Genomic DNA, 17,667 nt, shown 5'->3' on the forward strand with positions numbered 1-17,667 from the left:
TAATAACAAAATAACATACGTATCATGAAAAGAATTTCTATTTTGTCAGCTCTGTTGCTGATGTGTGCGATGACTTTCGCGCAACAAGCTCTCTGGGGAGGCGCTCCCGTGGTCTCACCTGAGATACACGACAACAATACAGTAACTTTCCGCTTGAAGGCGCCGAAAGCCGTAAAGGTGCAAGTAACCGGCGACTTCCTGCCTACGCAGAAAATCAAGACTCCTTTTGGTGAGTTTGATGGTCCGGGTGTGGCAGATTTGAAAGAGAACAAGGACGGTGTGTGGGAATTCACTACTCCCGAACCGCTGAAACCGGAACTCTACAGCTACACTTTCCTGGTAGACGGACTGAAGATTAACGACCCTGCCAACGTCTATATGATTCGAGACGTGGCAAGCGTGACGAATGTATTCATCATCGGTGGTGACGAGCGCATCGACCTTTACAAAGTGAATAAAGTTCCTCATGGAACGGTATCTAAGGTATGGTACAACAGCCCTACGCTGGGTATGGACCGCCGTCTGACTGTCTATACGCCTGCCGGATATGAGACAAGCGGCAAGCGCTATCCCGTCTTCTACCTGCTACACGGCATGGGTGGCGACGAGAACGCATGGAGCGAACTGGGACGTACGGCACAGATTCTGGATAACCTCATCGCCCAAGGCAAGGCCAAGCCGATGATTGTAGTAATGACCAACGGTAACGCTGCGTTGGAGGCTGCTCCGGGTGAATCGTCACTGGGTTTTGCCGCTCCCAGCATGAATCTGCCCAAGACGATGGAAGGTTCTTTCGAAACGGCTTTCCCCGACGTGGTGAAATTCATTGATAAGACTTACCGTACACAGGCCAACAAGAAGGGGCGTGCCATTGCTGGTCTCTCTATGGGAGGTTTCCACTCCATGCACATCTCCAAGCAATATCCGGACATGTTCGACTATGTAGGGCTGTTCTCGGCTGCCATCATGCCCAACAAAGATGTGAAGTCTCCGATTTATGACAACCTTGAAGTCAAACTGAAAACCCAGTTTGCCAAGAAACCGGCACTCTATTACATCGCTATCGGTAATAAAGACTTCTTGTTCCAGGCCAATAACGACTACCGCAAGATGTTGGACGAGAAGGGTTACAAATATGAATATTATGAAACCGGAGAAGGTCATATCTGGAAGAACTGGCGTATCTATCTGACAGAATTCGCACCGAAGATATTTAAATAAGATTATGAAGAAGAATATCATATCCATGGCAGCAGCAATGGCTGTCTTGTCGGCTTGCGGACCGGGTGTGCCGCAGCTTGGAAAGTCCTCTTTGGATGAAGTGATTGGTGCCATGACGCTGGAAGAAAAGGCACATCTGGTAGTAGGTACTGGTATGGCAGGTTTCTCGGGTGACAGTGCCGTAATCGGTGCGACGAAAAAGCTGGTGCCGGGCGCGGCAGGAACCACCTACCCGATCGAGCGTCTCGGCATTCCCGCCGTGGTGCTGGCCGATGGTCCCGCCGGACTGCGTATCGACCCCAAGCGTGAGGGGGATTCGGCTACATACTATTGTACTCATTTCCCTATCGGGACTTTGCTCGCCTCTACCTGGGACCAGGAATTGGTGGAAAGTGTAGGCCGGTCCATCGGTAACGAAGTGCTGGAATACGGTGCGGACGTGCTGTTGGCTCCGGCACTGAACATTCACCGTAACCCGCTTTGCGGACGTAACTTCGAGTATTATTCTGAAGACCCGTTGGTGTCGGGTAAGATTGCCGCCGCCTACGTACGTGGTGTGCAGAGCAACGGTGTGGGTACCAGTATCAAGCACTTTGCTGTGAACAACCAGGAAACCAACCGTATGGCTACGGATGCGCATGTATCTCCACGCGCCTTGCGCGAAATCTACTTGAAAGGGTTCGAGATTGCCGTGAAGGAATCCGCTCCTTGGACCGTGATGTCCTCATACAACTACCTGAACGGTGTCTACACTTCGGAAAACAAGGAGTTGCAGACAACGATGTTGCGCGACGAATGGGGCTTCAAGGGCATGGTGATGACCGACTGGTTTGGCGGCAAGGATGCCGTGGCACAGATGGTGGCAGGCAACGACATGTTGCAGCCCGGTCTGCCCAAGCAGTACGAAGCCATCGTGAAGGGTGTGCAGGACGGAGCGTTGGACGAAGCCATCCTCAATCAGAATGTGAAGCGTATTCTGGAGATGATTCTCCAGACTCCCCACTTCAAGGGATATAAATACTCCAACAAGCCTGATTTGAAGGCGCATGCTGCCGTTACTCGCCAGTCGGCAACGGAAGGCATGGTATTGCTGAAGAACGATAACGGTGCTCTGCCGCTGGCTGCCGACGTGAAGAACGTGGCACTCTTCGGTTGCACTTCCTACGATTTCATTGCAGGCGGTACAGGTTCGGGCAACGTGAACCGCGCTTATACCGTTTCGCTATTGGACGGCTTGAAGAATGCCGGCTATGTGGTGGATGAAGCGCTGAAGAATAGCTATGAAGCTTACCTGAAAACCGAGAAAGAACGTCTGTCCAAAGATAAGAAAGAGTGGTTCATGCCCGATACCCGTCCGGCTGAGATGGCTGTTTCCGCACAAGTCATCCGCGAGCAGGCTGCCAAGGCCGATGTGGCACTGGTGACGCTGGGACGTACCTCCGGTGAGTTTCTCGACCGTATGGTAGCCGACTTCAACCTCACCAAAGAGGAGCAGAGCATGTTGAAAGCAGTGTCCGATGCTTTCCACGCTGCCGGAAAGAAGGTAGTGGTGGTACTTAATATCGGTGGTGTGATTGAAACTGCTTCTTGGAAGTCTGTTCCCGATGCCATCCTTTGTGCATGGCAGGCAGGCCAGGAAGGAGGAAACAGTGTGGCTGACGTGCTGAGTGGCAAGGCTTCTCCTTCGGGCAAGCTGACAATGACTTTCCCGGTGAAGTTTGAAGATGCCGCTTCTTCCGCCAACTTCCCGATAGACATGCGTGTGAGCACCGACCTCGTGAACAAGGGCGGGAAGAAGAACGACGTGAAGGATGTGGATTATACCAATTATGAGGAGGATATCTACGTGGGTTACCGTTACTTCGATACCTTCGGCAAGCAGGTTTCCTATCCTTTCGGTTACGGTCTTTCCTATACTACTTTTGCTTACGACAAGGCTGCTGTCAAGTCAGACAACGGCGTCTATACCGTATCTGTAGAGGTGAAGAACACCGGTAAGGTAGCAGGTAAGGAAGTGGTTCAGCTTTATGTATCCGCTCCCGATGCTGCAGACGCCAACAAACCCGAAAAGGAACTGAAAGCTTTTGCCAAGACCAAGGAACTGAAACCGGGTGAAGCTACTGTGGTGACGCTGAAAGTGAATGCTGCCGACCTGGCTTCCTATGATGAGGCTGCATCGGCATGGGTGGTAACTCCCGGAAACTACAAGTTCCTCGTTGGGGCTTCCTCACGCGACATCAAGGCTACGCTGGAGGCTGAAGTAGCTGCCGCAACGCAGAAGACGAACAACATCTTGAAACTTCAGGAACCGATGAGCCTCTTGAAGAGATGAGAGTAGGATTGTCTGAAAAGATAACAAATCATACCCTAAAAAACATCCTGTTGTACCCTTTGGTATGGCAGGATGTTCTTATCTTTGTGCCTCGTATAAACAGATAGTGCAACTATTATAAACCAATATCACAACCATGAATAAAAAGTTAATCTTATCTTTAGCCCTATCAGGGTTAGTGCTTACTGCTACGGCGCAGACCACTGTTGCGCCTGCCATTCCAAGAGACGAGAAAATAGAACAGCAGATTGAGACTTTGCTGAAGAAGATGACGCTTGACGAGAAAGTCGGTCAGATGTGCGAACTCACTATCGACCTCCTGCAGAAACGCGCCAATCCCTTTGCCGGCCTCGACCCGAAGAACATCACGGTGAAGGACCTGCAAAAAATCATCAAGAGATACAAGCTTGAAAAGGAATTCAAGCTGGGCAAGGAGATGCCTTCGCAGGATGTGATGATGAAGCTCTATATGCGTATCCAAGGCATTGAGAATGCCAAGGGCTTCCAGTTGGATGAGGCGATGCTCGACTCTGTCATCGGAAAATACAAAGTAGGCTCCATCTTGAACGTGCCCAACGGTGTGGCACAGAGCGTGGAGAAGTGGCAGGAAATCATCAAACGCATTCAGGAGAAATCCATGGAGGTGATGGGTATTCCTTGTGTGTACGGTGTAGACCAGATACACGGAACTACCTATACGCTGGGTGGTACTTTCTTCCCGCAAGGCGTCAATATGGGAGCTACCTTCAACCGTGAACTGACACGTGAAGGTGCACGCATCTCCGCTTATGAAACAAAGGCGGGAAGCATTCCCTGGACGTATGCCCCGGTGACCGACCTCGGGCGTGACCCGCGCTGGCCGCGTATGTGGGAAAACTATGGTGAAGACGCCTACGTCAATGCCGAAATGGGACGTGAAGCCGTTATCGGTTTCCAGGGAGAGAACCCCAACCTGATTGGCGGGAACAACGTTGCCGCTTGTATGAAGCATTATATGGGTTATGGTGTCCCCGTTTCCGGTAAGGACCGTACGCCGTCTTCCATCACCGAGCAGGATATGCGTGAGAAGCATTTTGCTCCTTATCTGGAAATGGTGAAGGCAGGTGCCCTCTCCGTGATGGTGAACTCCGCCATGAACAACGGCCTGCCTTTCCATGCCAACTATGAGCTGCTGACCAAGTGGCTGAAAGAAGACCTCAACTGGGACGGTATGATCGTGACCGACTGGGCGGACATCAACAACCTTTATAGCCGCGACCACATTGCCAAGGACAAGAAGGAAGCCATCAAGCTCGCCATCAATGCCGGTATCGACATGTCTATGGACCCGTACGACTGGAAGTTCTGTACACTCTTGAAGGAGCTGGTGGAAGAAGGTGAAGTTCCCATGAGCCGTATAGACGATGCTGTACGTCGTGTGCTGCGTTTGAAGTACCGTCTCAACCTATTTGAAAAGCCCTATTATGACTTGAAAGACTTCCCGTTGTTCGGTAGTGCGGAACATGCCGCTGCTGCATTGCAGGCTGCCGAAGAGTCTTTGGTACTCCTGAAGAATACAGACGGTATATTGCCGTTGGCAAAAGGCAAGAAACTGCTGGTTACCGGTCCGAATGCCAATTCCATGCGTTGCCTCAACGGTGGCTGGTCCTATTCATGGCAGGGCGACAAGGCCGACGAGCATGCAAGCCAATACAATACGATTCTTGAAGCCTTCACCAATAAATTCGGTGCGGACAATATCATTTACGAAGCCGGTGTCACTTATAAGCAAGGTGGCAACTGGTGGGAAGAAAACACTCCGGAGATAGAGAAAGCTGTAGCTGCCGCTGCCGGTGCCGACTACATCGTTGCCTGCATCGGTGAGAACTCTTACTGCGAGACTCCGGGTAACCTGACGAACCTCTTCCTCTCCCAGAACCAGCTCGATTTGGTGAAGGCTCTTGCCAAGACCGGGAAGCCCATCATTCTGGTGTTGAACGAAGGTCGTCCTCGCCTGATTGCTGACATCGAGCCTTTGGCTAAGGCTGTTGTCAATACTATGCTTCCGGGCAACTACGGCGGTGATGCGTTGGCAAACCTCATTGCCGGTGACGCCAACTTCAGCGGAAAGATGCCTTTCACTTATCCGAAGGAAATCAACTCTCTGATTACGTACGACTACAAACCGTGCGAACACATCGGCAAGCAGATGGAAGGTGCTTATAACTACGATGCGCAAGTATCTGTACAGTGGGCGTTCGGTTATGGATTGAGTTATACTACTTTTGCATACAGTAACCTCAAGGTGGATAAGTCGGACTTTACCGCTGATGATGTGCTTACTTTCACTGTAGATGTGAAGAATACCGGTGACCGTGTCGGCAAGGAGAGCGTGTTGCTCTTCAGCAGTGACCTCGTTGCCTCCCTTACTCCCGATACCCGCCGTCTTCGCGCTTTCGAGAAAGTGGAACTGAAACCGGGCGAGACAAAGACCGTGACTCTGAAACTGAAAGGCTCCGACCTTGCTTTCGTAGGCTATGATGGCAAGTGGATTTTGGAGAAAGGTGACTTCCGCATCCAGACGGGTGACCAAACGGTGAACGTGGTTTGTACGGATACCAAGAAGTGGGAGACTCCGAATAAGTGATACGACAAGGTCTTTTAGACCTTTAGAACCATAGTAAAAGGGCCGATAGCATGAAACAAGCTATCGGCCTTTTATTTTTCCGCGTTGTCTTTCAACAGTATCTTCTTTCCGTTTGTATCTCCTTACTTCTTTTCCTGAAACAATAGAGATTGTATGCTTGAGATGTACATCTCATGTTGTCCGAGATGCACATCTCGTTGTGCTTGACATGTGCATCTCATGCAGTATGGAACGTGATAATTCATTTCATAAAGTATAAGCTTCTGTCTCATAAGATTATATGTTTTACCCCTTATCTTGAAGTGTTGAAAGGGTGTGTTTGTAATATAATTCCCGTTTGAACCGTTAAATCAATCTTTTTTTCTCTAATATTTTGTAGTCGAACAGATTATTTATATCTTTGCAACCGAAAACGGATGAAAGGTGGAGGGGCGATTAAGCTCCTCTTTTTTGTTCCTAATGGTTAATCTATGATAGAAAAGAAAACTGTTTGTCAGATTGTTGACGAGTGGCTGGCAGGAAAGGACTACTTCCTTGTGGAGGTGACAATCAGCCCGGATGACAAGATTTTGGTGGAAATAGACCACAAAGAAGGTGTTTGGATTGAGGACTGCGTAGAGCTGAGCCGCTACATCGAGTCCAAGTTGAACCGTGAGGATGAGGATTATGAGTTGGAAGTCGGTTCGGCCGGCATCGGACAGCCCTTCAAGGTACTGCAGCAGTACATTAACCACATCGGCAAGGAAGTGGAAGTGCTGGCAAAGGACGGCCGCAAGCTCAGCGGCGTGTTGAAGGAAGCCGACGAACAGCATTTCGTCGTGACCATTCAGAAGAAAGTGAAAGAGGAAGGTGCCAAGCGTCCCAAGCTGGTGGACGAGGACTTGACCTTTACGTATGAAGAGATAAAATACACTAAATACTTAATCAGTTTTAAATAAGACTATGGCCAAAAAAGTAGAAACTGTCAGCTTGATAGATACATTTTCGGAATTTAAGGAACTGAAGAATATCGACAGAACCACGATGGTAAGCGTACTCGAGGAGTCGTTCCGTAGTGTGATTGCGAAAATGTTCGGTACCGATGAGAATTACGACGTAATTGTAAACCCGGACAAGGGTGACTTCGAAATATGGCGTAACCGTGAGGTAGTGGCAGACGAGGATTTGGAAAACCCGAACCTGCAGATTGCATTGTCCGAAGCACAAAAGATTGATGCTTCTTATGAAGTGGGCGAGGAAGTGACGGATGAAGTTATCTTCGCGAACTTCGGTCGCCGTGCCATCTTGAACTTGCGCCAGACACTGGCCTCCAAGATATTGGAACTGGAGAAAGATAGTATTTACAACAAATACATTGATAAAGTGGGTACCATCATCAATGCGGAAGTCTACCAGATTTGGAAGAAAGAGATGCTGCTGCTCGATGATGAAGGCAACGAACTGTTGCTGCCCAAGACCGAACAGATACCGAGTGACTTCTACCGCAAGGGCGAGACCGCCCGCGCCGTAGTGGCACGTGTGGACAACAAGAATAATAATCCGAAGATTATCCTGAGCCGTACGTCGCCCGTCTTCCTGCAACGTCTGTTCGAAATGGAAGTACCCGAAATCAATGACGGACTGATTACCATCAAGAAGATTGCCCGCATCCCCGGCGAGCGTGCCAAGATTGCCGTTGAGAGCTACGATGACCGTATCGATCCGGTAGGTGCTTGCGTGGGTGTGAAGGGTAGCCGTATTCATGGTATTGTCCGCGAGCTTCGCAACGAGAATATCGACGTTATCAACTATACGTCCAATATCCAGTTGTTTATACAGCGTGCCTTGAGCCCTGCCAAGATTTCTTCCATCCGCTTGAACGAGGAAGAACGCAAGGCTGAAGTGTTCTTGAAACCCGAAGAGGTGTCGCTGGCTATCGGTAAAGGCGGTTTGAATATCAAGCTTGCCAGTATGTTGACTGAGTACACCATCGACGTGTTCCGTGAGTTGGATGAGGCCATAGAGGATGAAGACATCTACTTGGACGAATTCCGTGATGAAATAGACGGTTGGGTTATCGATGCCATCAAGGCTATCGGTATCGATACGGCTAAGGCTGTGTTGAACGCTCCCCGTGAGATGTTGATTGAGAAGACGGACCTCGAAGAAGAGACGGTGGACGAGGTATTGCGCATTTTGAAACAGGAGTTTGAAGAGGAGGAGCAGTAATGTGGTAATGTGGGTAATATGCTAATGTGCCAATGCAGATAGCATATCGGATGAAGTGCACACTCCTTTTTTCTCAGCCAATTAGCACATTAGCATATTGGCACATTAATTCATTAAATTAGTATGACGATAAGGTTAAACAAAGTAACAAGAGATTTAAATGTAGGGATTACGACGGCTGTCGAGTTCCTGCAAAAGAAGGGATTTACCGTTGAGGCAAATCCGAACACAAAAATTACGGATGAACAGTTCGAACTGCTCAAAAAGGAGTTTAGTACAGATAAGGACCTTAAGATAAAGTCGGAGCGTTTCAGCCAGGAACGTCAGAGCAAGGACCGCAACAAGGCGTCCGTGTCTATTGACGGCTATAGGGAAACGCAGGAGAAAGCGAAGCCCGAGGAGATTAAGACGGTTGTTCCGGAAGACGCACGTCCGAAGTTCAAGCCGGTAGGCAAGATTGATTTGGACAAACTGAACCGTAGACCTGCTCCTGCTCAGGAAAAAGAGAAAGAAGCGGAAAAAGCGGTAGAGGAGAAGAAGGTGGAGGAACCGGCAGTTGTAGAAACGCCGAAACCGGAACCTGCTCCTGCTCCCCAACCGGAACCACAGCCGCAACCGGAGGTACAGCCGGCATCTGAGTCCGAGCCGCAGCCCGTTTCGGAACCGCAGCCACAACCCGTTGTCAAGGAAGAGCCTGCTCCGGTTGTAGAGGCTCAACAAGAATCTAAAAAGGAAGAAATGATAGAAGCGCCTGCTCCCGTACCGGTGGCTGAAGAAGCACCGGTTGAAAAAGAGGGGAAAGAAGAAGGAGAAGAAATCTTCAAGATACATCAGCCTGAGTTTGTTTCGAAGATTAATGTCATCGGACAGATAGACCTGGCGGCTCTGAACCAATCCACACGCCCGAAGAAGAAATCGAAAGAGGAGAAACGCAAGGAGCGTGAAGAGAAGGAAAAGATTCGCCAGGATCAGAAGAAGCAGATGAAGGAAGCTATCATCAAGGAAATCCGCCGTGATGACAGCAAGTTGAAGGATACCGCTGCCGGCGATGCCAACGGCAAGAAGAAACGTGTCCGTATCAATAAGGAGAAAGTGGACATCAACAATGCTTCCAACTTCCAGCGTGGTGGCAACGACCGTGGACACGCTGGTGCCCAGCAAGGTCAGGGTGCCCGCCCGCAAGGTGGAAACCAGCCTGGTGGAAACAATGCCAATAATAACCGCAACCGCAATAAGGACCGCTTCAAGAAGCCGGTCATCAAGCAGGAGGTTAGCGAGGAAGATGTAGCAAAGCAGGTAAAGGAAACTTTGGCACGCCTCACTTCCAAAGGAAAGAACAAAGGTGCCAAGTATCGTAAGGAAAAACGTGACATGGCTTCCAGCCGTATGCAGGAATTGGAAGACATGGAAATGGCAGAAAGCAAGGTACTGAAGATTACGGAATTCGTGACGGCCAACGAGTTGGCAAGCATGATGGATGTTTCTGTTACTCAGGTCATCGCCACTTGTATGAGCATTGGTATGATGGTATCCATCAACCAGCGTCTGGATGCCGAGACCATCAACTTGGTGGCTGAGGAATTCGGCTTCAAGACAGAATATGTAAGCGCAGAAGTGGCGCAGGCCATCGTAGAGGAAGAGGATGATGAGGAAGATTTGGAACCTCGCGCTCCGATTGTAACGGTGATGGGTCACGTAGACCACGGTAAGACTTCATTGCTCGACTATATCCGTAAGGCGAATGTGATTGCCGGTGAAGCGGGTGGTATCACACAGCACATCGGTGCCTACCACGTGTCGCTGGACGACGGACGTAAGATTACATTCCTCGATACTCCGGGCCACGAGGCGTTTACCGCCATGCGTGCCCGTGGTGCCAAAGCTACGGATATTGCCATCATCATTGTGGCTGCTGACGACAACGTGATGCCGCAGACAAAGGAAGCCATCAACCATGCCATGGCTGCGGGTGTTCCTATTGTATTTGCAATCAATAAGATTGATAAACCGACTGCCAACCCCGACAAGATTAAGGAAGAGCTGGCTGCCATGAACTTCTTGGTGGAAGAGTGGGGCGGTAAGTATCAGTCGCAAGATATCTCTGCCAAAAAGGGTATCGGTGTACCCGAGTTGATGGAGAAAGTGCTGCTCGAAGCAGAAATGCTGGAGTTGAAAGCAAACCCGAACCGCCGTGCTACCGGTTCCATTATCGAGTCCTCATTGGATAAGGGTCGTGGCTATGTGGCTACGGTACTCGTTTCCAACGGTACCTTGAAAATGGGCGACATCGTGCTGGCGGGTACCAGCTACGGTAAGGTGAAGGCTATGTTCAATGAGCGTAACCAACGCATGCAGGAGGCTGGTCCTTCTACACCTGCCCTGATATTGGGCTTGAACGGTGCACCTGCTGCTGGCGACACGTTCCACGTAATCGAAACGGAGCAGGAAGCACGCGAGATTGCCAACAAACGCGAACAGTTGCAGCGTGAACAAGGTTTGCGTACGCAGAAGATGCTGACGCTCGACGAAGTGGGCCGCCGTCTGGCGCTGGGTGACTTCCATGAGCTGAACGTGATTGTGAAGGGTGACGTGGACGGTTCTGTGGAAGCGTTGAGCGACTCTTTAATCAAGCTGTCTACGGAGCAGGTGCAGGTAAACGTAATCCACAAGGGTGTCGGTCAGATTTCCGAATCGGATGTCTCGCTGGCTGCCGCTTCGGATGCGATTATCGTCGGTTTCCAAGTACGTCCTTCGGGTGCTGCCGCCAAGATGGCAGAGCAGGAGGGTGTGGATATCCGCAAGTACTCCGTCATCTACGATGCCATCGAAGAGGTGAAGGCTGCCATGGAAGGTATGCTGGCACCGACATTGAAGGAGCAGATAACGGCAACCATCGAGGTGCGCGAAGTGTTCAACATCACGAAGGTGGGACTGGTGGCAGGTGCCATGGTCAAGACCGGAAAGGTGAAACGCAGCGACAAGGCCCGTTTGATACGCGACGGTATCGTAATCTTTACGGGTGCCATCAATGCCCTGAAGCGCTTCAAGGACGACGTGAAGGAGGTAGGTACCAATTTCGAGTGCGGTATCAGCCTGACAAACTGCAACGACATCAAGGTGGGCGATATTATCGAATCTTACGAAGAAATAGAAGTGAAGCAAACATTATAATTGAATAATGTACAAATATGCTAATGTGCCAATTGGCTGCGCGTACAGAAAATGCCGCAGGGCAATTGGCACATTTTGCATATTAGTTATTTGCTCATTGACCCATTAGCATATTGGCACATTAGCATATTGTCACATTGGTACATTAATTTTATGGCAATTATAGATATCATCATATTGGCTGCTTTCGGCTTGGGCGCAATCATCGGCTTCATGAAAGGTTTTGTGAAGCAATTGGCCTCTCTGCTGGGGCTGATTGTCGGTCTGCTGGCGGCAAAGGCTTTGTATGCCTCGTTGGCAGTGAAGCTGTGCCCCATGTTGACAGACTCTATGACAGTGGCGCAAGTACTGGCATTTGTCTTCATCTGGCTGGCTGTTCCTTTGCTCTTCTCCCTGGTGGCTTCTCTGCTGACCCGGGCAATGGAGGCCGTCTCGCTGGGCTGGCTCAATCATTGGTTGGGGGCTGGTCTAGGGGCTTTGAAGTACCTCCTGCTGACGAGCCTGCTGATTGGTGTCATCGAATTTATAGACGGAGACAATACGCTGATTAGCAAAACAAAAAAGAAAGAATCAGTGTTATATTATCCTATGGAAGAGTTTGCCGGGATATTCTTTCCCGCAGCAAAGGCGGTTACGGAGCAGATTGTAAACGGAGACTTTGACTGATACCGTGAACCGTGATTTTGTAATTCATAATTTGTAATTATAGAAGTGATGCAACAAGAAGAACCCAATAAATATGTAAAGGAACTCACTCAGGAGAAGTATAAGTACGGTTTCACGACCGACGTGCATACAGACATCATTGAGCGCGGGCTGAATGAAGATGTAGTGCGGCTTATCTCTGAGAAGAAGGGAGAACCGGAATGGTTGCTGGAGTTCCGCCTGAAGGCATATCGCCACTGGCTGACATTGGAGATGCCTACATGGGCACATCTCCGCATTCCCGAAATAGATTATCAGGCCATATCCTACTATGCCGACCCTACGAAGAAGAAGGAAGGACCGAAAAGCATGGATGAGGTGGACCCTGAGTTGATAAAGACTTTCAATAAGCTGGGCATTCCGCTGGAAGAACAGATGGCGTTAAGCGGTATGGCTGTGGATGCCGTTATGGACTCGGTGTCTGTAAAGACTACCTTCAAGGAGACGCTGATGGAGAAAGGAATCATCTTCTGCTCGTTCAGCGAGGCTGTACGCGAGCATCCCGACTTGGTACAGAAATATCTCGGTTCGGTGGTGCCTTATCGTGACAACTTCTTTGCGGCACTGAACTCGGCGGTGTTCTCCGACGGTTCTTTTGTCTATATCCCGAAGGGGGTACGTTGTCCGATGGAGTTGTCCACCTATTTCCGCATCAATGCCCGCAATACGGGGCAGTTCGAAAGAACCTTGATTGTGGCGGATGATGATTCGTACGTTTCTTATCTGGAAGGGTGTACGGCTCCGATGCGTGACGAGAACCAGTTGCACGCGGCCATTGTGGAAATTGTGGTGCACGACCGTGCAGAAGTGAAATACAGCACCGTGCAGAACTGGTATCCCGGTGATGCCGAGGGCCGGGGTGGTGTCTATAACTTTGTGACGAAGCGTGGCCATTGTAAAGGGGTGGACAGTAAACTGTCTTGGACGCAAGTGGAAACAGGTTCGGCCATTACCTGGAAGTATCCGTCTTGCATCCTTTCCGGCGACAATTCGACAGCGGAGTTCTATAGTGTGGCAGTAACCAATAACCATCAGCAGGCAGACACGGGAACAAAGATGATTCATCTGGGCAAGAATACCCGGAGCACCATTGTGAGCAAAGGCATTTCTGCCGGAAAGAGCGAAAACTCTTACCGCGGCTTGGTGCGCGTGGCACAGAAAGCGGACAATGCTCGTAATTACAGCCAGTGCGACTCCTTGCTACTTGGTGACAAATGCGGCGCGCATACTTTCCCCTACATGGATATTCACAATGAAACGGCCATCGTGGAGCATGAGGCCACTACCAGCAAAATCAGTGAGGACCAGATATTCTACTGCAATCAGCGCGGTATTTCTACGGAAGATGCCGTGGGGCTGATTGTGAACGGTTATGCCAAAGAAGTTTTGAATAAACTTCCGATGGAGTTTGCCGTAGAAGCGCAGAAGTTGCTTGCCATTTCGCTGGAAGGAAGTGTGGGGTGATTGGACGATTAGACGATTTACGATTTACGATTGAAGTTTGATTGTAGATGTGAATCGTTTAATATTTAAGGGGTAATATCAATCGTAAATCGTAAATAATAAAATCGTAAATATAAAGATGTTAGAGATAAAAGACCTGCATGCCAGCATCAATGGCAAAGAGATATTGAAAGGCATTAACTTGACTATCCGTGACGGTGAAGTACATGCGCTGATGGGACAGAACGGTGCCGGTAAAAGTACGTTGAGTAACGTGTTGGTGGGACATCCGGCTTATGAAGTGACGCGCGGCTCCATCACCTTTAATGGCAAGGACTTGCTTGCCATGAGTCCTGAGGACCGTGCACATGAAGGAATCTTTCTTTCTTTCCAGGCTCCGGTAGAGATTCCGGGCGTGTCGATGGTGAACTTCATGCGTGCTGCCGTGAATGAGCAACGCAAGTACCGCCATCTGCCTGCCTTGTCCGCCAGCGAGTTCCTGAAGCTGATGCGCGAGAAGCGCGCCATTGTGGAACTGGATAACAAGCTTGCCAACCGCAGCGTGAACGAAGGTTTCAGTGGCGGTGAGAAGAAGCGTAACGAGATATTCCAGATGGCGATGTTGGAACCGACTTTCGCCATTCTGGACGAGACGGATTCCGGATTGGATGTGGATGCCCTGCGTATTGTGGCCGACGGTTTCAACAAACTCAAGACTGCGGAAACCAGTGCCATGGTCATCACCCACTACCAGCGCTTGTTGGACTATATCAAACCCGATACGGTACATGTACTGCTGGGCGGACGCATCGTAAAAACCGGTGGACCGGAATTGGCGAAGGAGATTGAAACACGTGGCTTCGATTGGATAAGGAAAGAAGCAGGTGAATTATAAACTCATAATCTGAAAACATGAGTGTAGAGCAACAATACATAGACCTTTTCTCCCAAACGGAGGCGATGATATGCCGGCATAGTGCCGAGGTGCTGAATGCGCCGCGTGCCGCTGCTTTTGCTGACTTTGAGCGCTTGGGCTTTCCCACCCGTAAGGAGGAGAAATACAAATATACGGATATCAGCAAGTTCTTTGAGCCGGATTATGGCTTGAACTTGAACCGGTTGGAAATTCCGGTGAATCCTTATGAAGTGTTCAAGTGCGATGTTCCCAATATGAGCACTGCTCTTTATTTTGTGGTGAACGATGCTTTTTATGGCAGGGCTTTGCCTAAGTCCCATCTGCCTGAAGGGGTTATCTTCGGCAGCCTGAAGGAGGTGGCCGAGAAACATCCCGATTTGGTGAAGAAATATTATGGCAAGTTGGCTGATACGGCAGAGGATGGGGTGACGGCGTTCAACACCGCTTTTGCACAAGACGGCGTTCTGTTTTATGTTCCTAAGAACGTGGTGGTAGAGAAACCTATTCAGCTGGTGAATATCCTGCGTGGTGACGTCAATTTTATGGTGAACCGCCGTGTGCTGATTATTCTGGAGGAGGGTGCACAAGCCCGCTTGTTGGTGTGTGACCATGCGATGGACGGCGTGAACTTCCTGGCAACGCAGGTGATAGAAATCTTTGCCGGTGAGAATGCCATTTTCGATTTTTATGAACTCGAAGAGACACACACCAGTACGGTACGTATCAGCAATATGTATGTAAGGCAGGAAGCCAATAGTAATGTATTGCTGAATGGTATGACCTTGCACAACGGAACTACACGGAATACAACCTGTGTGACGCTTGCCGGTGAACATGCGGAGCTGAATCTGTGCGGTATGGCCATTGCAGACAAGAATCAGCATGTGGACAATCATACGACAATCGACCATGCCGTGCCCAACTGTACCAGCAATGAGCTTTATAAGTATGTCCTTGACGAGCAGGCTGTAGGTGCCTTTGCCGGTCTGGTTTTAGTGCGCCCTGACGCACAGCACACCAGTTCGCAACAGACCAACCGCAATCTTTGTGCCACCCGAGATGCACATATGTACACCCAGCCTCAGCTGGAGATTTATGCAGATGACGTGAAGTGCAGTCACGGCGCTACGGTGGGGCAGCTCGATGAAAGCGCTCTCTTCTATATGCGGCAGCGTGGTATCCCGGTGCGCGAGGCGCGCCTGCTGCTGATGTTCGCTTTTGTCAACGAAGTTATCGACACCATCCGTTTGGATGCTTTGAAAGACCGTCTGCATCTGCTGGTAGAGAAGCGTTTCCGGGGGGAACTGAACAAATGCCAGGGGTGCGCCATCTGCAAGTGATAGCTTATAATTTCGATTCATTATGAACAACGATATAAATAAGAGTAGTATCTTGGCTCCCCTCCCTATGGGAGAGGGGCTGGGGGAGAGGCTTCGAGCTGATTTCCCTATCCTTTCCCGTGAGGTATATGGCAAGCCGTTGGTCTATCTGGACAACGGCGCGACTACGCAGAAACCTCGCCAGGTAGTAAATGCCATTACGGACGAATATTATTCGGTGAATGCCAATGTGCATCGCGGAGTGCACTTCCTGTCGCAGCAGGCTACAGAGCTGCACGAGGCCTCGCGTGAGACGGTGAGACGTTTCATCAATGCTCGCAGCACGAATGAGATTGTCTTCACCCGTGGTACGACGGAGAGTATCAACCTGCTTGTCTCCAGCTTTGGTGAGGAATTTATGCAGGAGGGGGATGAGGTGATTCTTTCTGTGATGGAACACCATAGCAACATTGTTCCCTGGCAGCTGCTTGCCGCCAAGCGTGGAATTACCATCAAGGTGATTCCGATGAATGACAAGGGCGAACTCTTATTGGACGAATATAGGCAGTTGTTCTCCGAACGTACCAGGATTGTCAGTGTGGCGCATGTTTCCAATGTGCTGGGTACGGTCAATCCCGTCAAGGAGATGATTGCTTTTGCCCATGAGCAGGGTGTTCCGGTGCTTGTGGACGGTGCCCAGTCCATTCCCCACATGCCGGTAGATGTGCAGGATCTGGATGCCGATTTCTTCGTTTTCTCCGCGCACAAGGTGTATGGTCCTACGGGGGTAGGGGTGCTTTATGGTAAAGAGGGGTGGCTGGATAGGATACCTCCCTATCAGGGCGGTGGAGAGATGATTCAGCATGTATCTTTTGAAAAGACTACCTTCAATGAATTGCCCTTCAAGTTTGAAGCCGGTACGCCGGATTATATCGGTACTACCGGACTTGCCAAAGCTTTGGACTACGTTTCGTTGGTTGGGATGGACAAGATTGCCGCCTATGAACACGAATTGACCCAGTATGCCATGCAACGGCTGAAAGAGATTCCCGGTATGCGTATCTTCGGCGAGGCAGAAGACAAGGGTAGTGTCATATCGTTTCTGGTAGGTGATATCCATCATTTTGATATGGGTACATTGCTCGACCGTCTTGGCATTGCCGTACGCACGGGACATCACTGTGCCCAACCATTGATGCAGCGTCTTGGCATCGAAGGAACAGTGCGTGCATCTTTCGGGCTTTACAATACCCGGGAGGAGATAGATGTGCTGGTGGCAGGTATAGTTCGTGTCAGCCGGATGTTCTGACCAAAGCAAAGCTTTGCAACCTTTCTTTCATTCCTTGCGTCTAATATGTCAACAACTAAAAAAATGAATTATGTTAGTAACAACAACCCCGACTATTGAGGGTGGACGTATCACCCGCTATTATGGCATCGTTTCCGGTGAAACGATTATCGGTGCCAATGTATTCCGCGATTTCTTTGCCAGCATCCGCGACGTGGTGGGTGGGCGAAGTGGCTCTTATGAAGAAGTGCTGCGCGAAGCTAAAGATATAGCCTTGCGCGAGATGCAAGAACATGCCCGTGCTATGGGTGCCAATGCCGTGATTGGTGTAGACTTGGACTATGAAACGGTAGGAGGCAGTGGCAGCATGTTGATGGTTACGGCATGCGGTACGGCTGTAACGGTGGAATAAGTTCGCTCTACTATATTACAACATAG

At 49.9% G+C, this 17,667-nt stretch carries 12 protein-coding genes; all 12 read left to right on the plus strand.

Features of this window, described 5'->3' with window-relative positions; translation table 11 throughout:
* Positions 1-24: 24 nt before the first annotated feature.
* The 12 genes from NQ510_RS05875 (at position 25) to NQ510_RS05930 (ending at position 17,641) form a co-directional block, all read left to right on the plus strand.
* Positions 25-1,221 (plus strand): esterase, encoded by a 1,197-nt coding sequence (locus NQ510_RS05875; RefSeq protein WP_005825852.1) that lies wholly within the window; start codon positions 25-27, stop codon positions 1,219-1,221.
* A gap of 4 nt (positions 1,222-1,225) precedes the next feature.
* Positions 1,226-3,553: a glycoside hydrolase family 3 C-terminal domain-containing protein gene (locus NQ510_RS05880; RefSeq protein WP_005825849.1), complete on the plus strand. Its 2,328-nt coding sequence runs from the start codon at positions 1,226-1,228 to the stop codon at positions 3,551-3,553.
* A gap of 136 nt (positions 3,554-3,689) precedes the next feature.
* Positions 3,690-6,179, plus strand: coding sequence for a glycoside hydrolase family 3 N-terminal domain-containing protein (locus NQ510_RS05885; protein ID WP_055288451.1), 2,490 nt, complete (start codon positions 3,690-3,692; stop codon positions 6,177-6,179).
* A gap of 470 nt (positions 6,180-6,649) precedes the next feature.
* On the plus strand, positions 6,650-7,117 hold the full coding sequence (gene rimP, locus NQ510_RS05890; RefSeq protein WP_005824352.1) for a ribosome assembly cofactor RimP: 468 nt from the start codon (positions 6,650-6,652) through the stop codon (positions 7,115-7,117).
* A 4-nt stretch (positions 7,118-7,121) separates the two neighbouring features.
* Positions 7,122-8,387, plus strand: a complete 1,266-nt coding sequence (gene nusA / locus NQ510_RS05895; RefSeq protein ID WP_005824354.1) for a transcription termination factor NusA — start codon at positions 7,122-7,124, stop codon at positions 8,385-8,387.
* Positions 8,388-8,510: 123 nt separating this feature from the next.
* Positions 8,511-11,558, plus strand: a complete 3,048-nt coding sequence (gene infB / locus NQ510_RS05900) for a translation initiation factor IF-2 (RefSeq protein WP_005824356.1) — start codon at positions 8,511-8,513, stop codon at positions 11,556-11,558.
* 153 nt (positions 11,559-11,711) lie between these two features.
* Complete coding sequence (locus NQ510_RS05905; protein ID WP_008661989.1) at positions 11,712-12,224, plus strand: CvpA family protein; 513 nt, start codon at positions 11,712-11,714, stop codon at positions 12,222-12,224.
* 48 nt (positions 12,225-12,272) lie between these two features.
* On the plus strand, positions 12,273-13,727 hold the full coding sequence (sufB, locus tag NQ510_RS05910; protein ID WP_005824359.1) for a Fe-S cluster assembly protein SufB: 1,455 nt from the start codon (positions 12,273-12,275) through the stop codon (positions 13,725-13,727).
* A 118-nt stretch (positions 13,728-13,845) separates the two neighbouring features.
* The gene (gene sufC / locus NQ510_RS05915; protein WP_005824362.1) at positions 13,846-14,601 is read left to right on the plus strand and encodes a Fe-S cluster assembly ATPase SufC; all 756 of its coding nucleotides are present in this window, start codon (positions 13,846-13,848) and stop codon (positions 14,599-14,601) included.
* Positions 14,602-14,618: 17 nt separating this feature from the next.
* Positions 14,619-15,962 (plus strand): Fe-S cluster assembly protein SufD, encoded by a 1,344-nt coding sequence (gene sufD, locus NQ510_RS05920; protein ID WP_005824364.1) that lies wholly within the window; start codon positions 14,619-14,621, stop codon positions 15,960-15,962.
* A 67-nt stretch (positions 15,963-16,029) separates the two neighbouring features.
* Positions 16,030-17,250: a cysteine desulfurase gene (locus NQ510_RS05925; protein WP_008661986.1), complete on the plus strand. Its 1,221-nt coding sequence runs from the start codon at positions 16,030-16,032 to the stop codon at positions 17,248-17,250.
* Between the two features lie 70 nt (positions 17,251-17,320).
* Positions 17,321-17,641 carry a heavy metal-binding domain-containing protein gene (locus NQ510_RS05930; protein ID WP_005824368.1) on the plus strand — a complete coding sequence of 107 codons (321 nt, stop codon included), beginning with the start codon at positions 17,321-17,323 and terminating at the stop codon, positions 17,639-17,641.
* Positions 17,642-17,667: the final 26 nt, after the last annotated feature.

The organism is Bacteroides uniformis (genome assembly GCF_025147485.1).
Lineage (GTDB): Bacteria > Bacteroidota > Bacteroidia > Bacteroidales > Bacteroidaceae > Bacteroides > Bacteroides uniformis.

What these genes read in the sequence shown, in the direction of transcription:
- NQ510_RS05930 (WP_005824368.1), top strand. Translation starts at nt 17,321, where the DNA reads ATGTTAGTAACAACAACCCCGACTATTGAGGGTGGACGTATCACCCGC.
- NQ510_RS05880 (WP_005825849.1), top strand. Translation starts at nt 1,226, where the DNA reads ATGAAGAAGAATATCATATCCATGGCAGCAGCAATGGCTGTCTTGTCG.
- NQ510_RS05925 (WP_008661986.1), top strand. Translation starts at nt 16,030, where the DNA reads ATGGGAGAGGGGCTGGGGGAGAGGCTTCGAGCTGATTTCCCTATCCTT.
- infB (WP_005824356.1), top strand. Translation starts at nt 8,511, where the DNA reads ATGACGATAAGGTTAAACAAAGTAACAAGAGATTTAAATGTAGGGATT.
- sufC (WP_005824362.1), top strand. Translation starts at nt 13,846, where the DNA reads ATGTTAGAGATAAAAGACCTGCATGCCAGCATCAATGGCAAAGAGATA.
- NQ510_RS05885 (WP_055288451.1), top strand. Translation starts at nt 3,690, where the DNA reads ATGAATAAAAAGTTAATCTTATCTTTAGCCCTATCAGGGTTAGTGCTT.
- rimP (WP_005824352.1), top strand. Translation starts at nt 6,650, where the DNA reads ATGATAGAAAAGAAAACTGTTTGTCAGATTGTTGACGAGTGGCTGGCA.
- nusA (WP_005824354.1), top strand. Translation starts at nt 7,122, where the DNA reads ATGGCCAAAAAAGTAGAAACTGTCAGCTTGATAGATACATTTTCGGAA.
- NQ510_RS05875 (WP_005825852.1), top strand. Translation starts at nt 25, where the DNA reads ATGAAAAGAATTTCTATTTTGTCAGCTCTGTTGCTGATGTGTGCGATG.
- NQ510_RS05905 (WP_008661989.1), top strand. Translation starts at nt 11,712, where the DNA reads ATGGCAATTATAGATATCATCATATTGGCTGCTTTCGGCTTGGGCGCA.
- sufD (WP_005824364.1), top strand. Translation starts at nt 14,619, where the DNA reads ATGAGTGTAGAGCAACAATACATAGACCTTTTCTCCCAAACGGAGGCG.
- sufB (WP_005824359.1), top strand. Translation starts at nt 12,273, where the DNA reads ATGCAACAAGAAGAACCCAATAAATATGTAAAGGAACTCACTCAGGAG.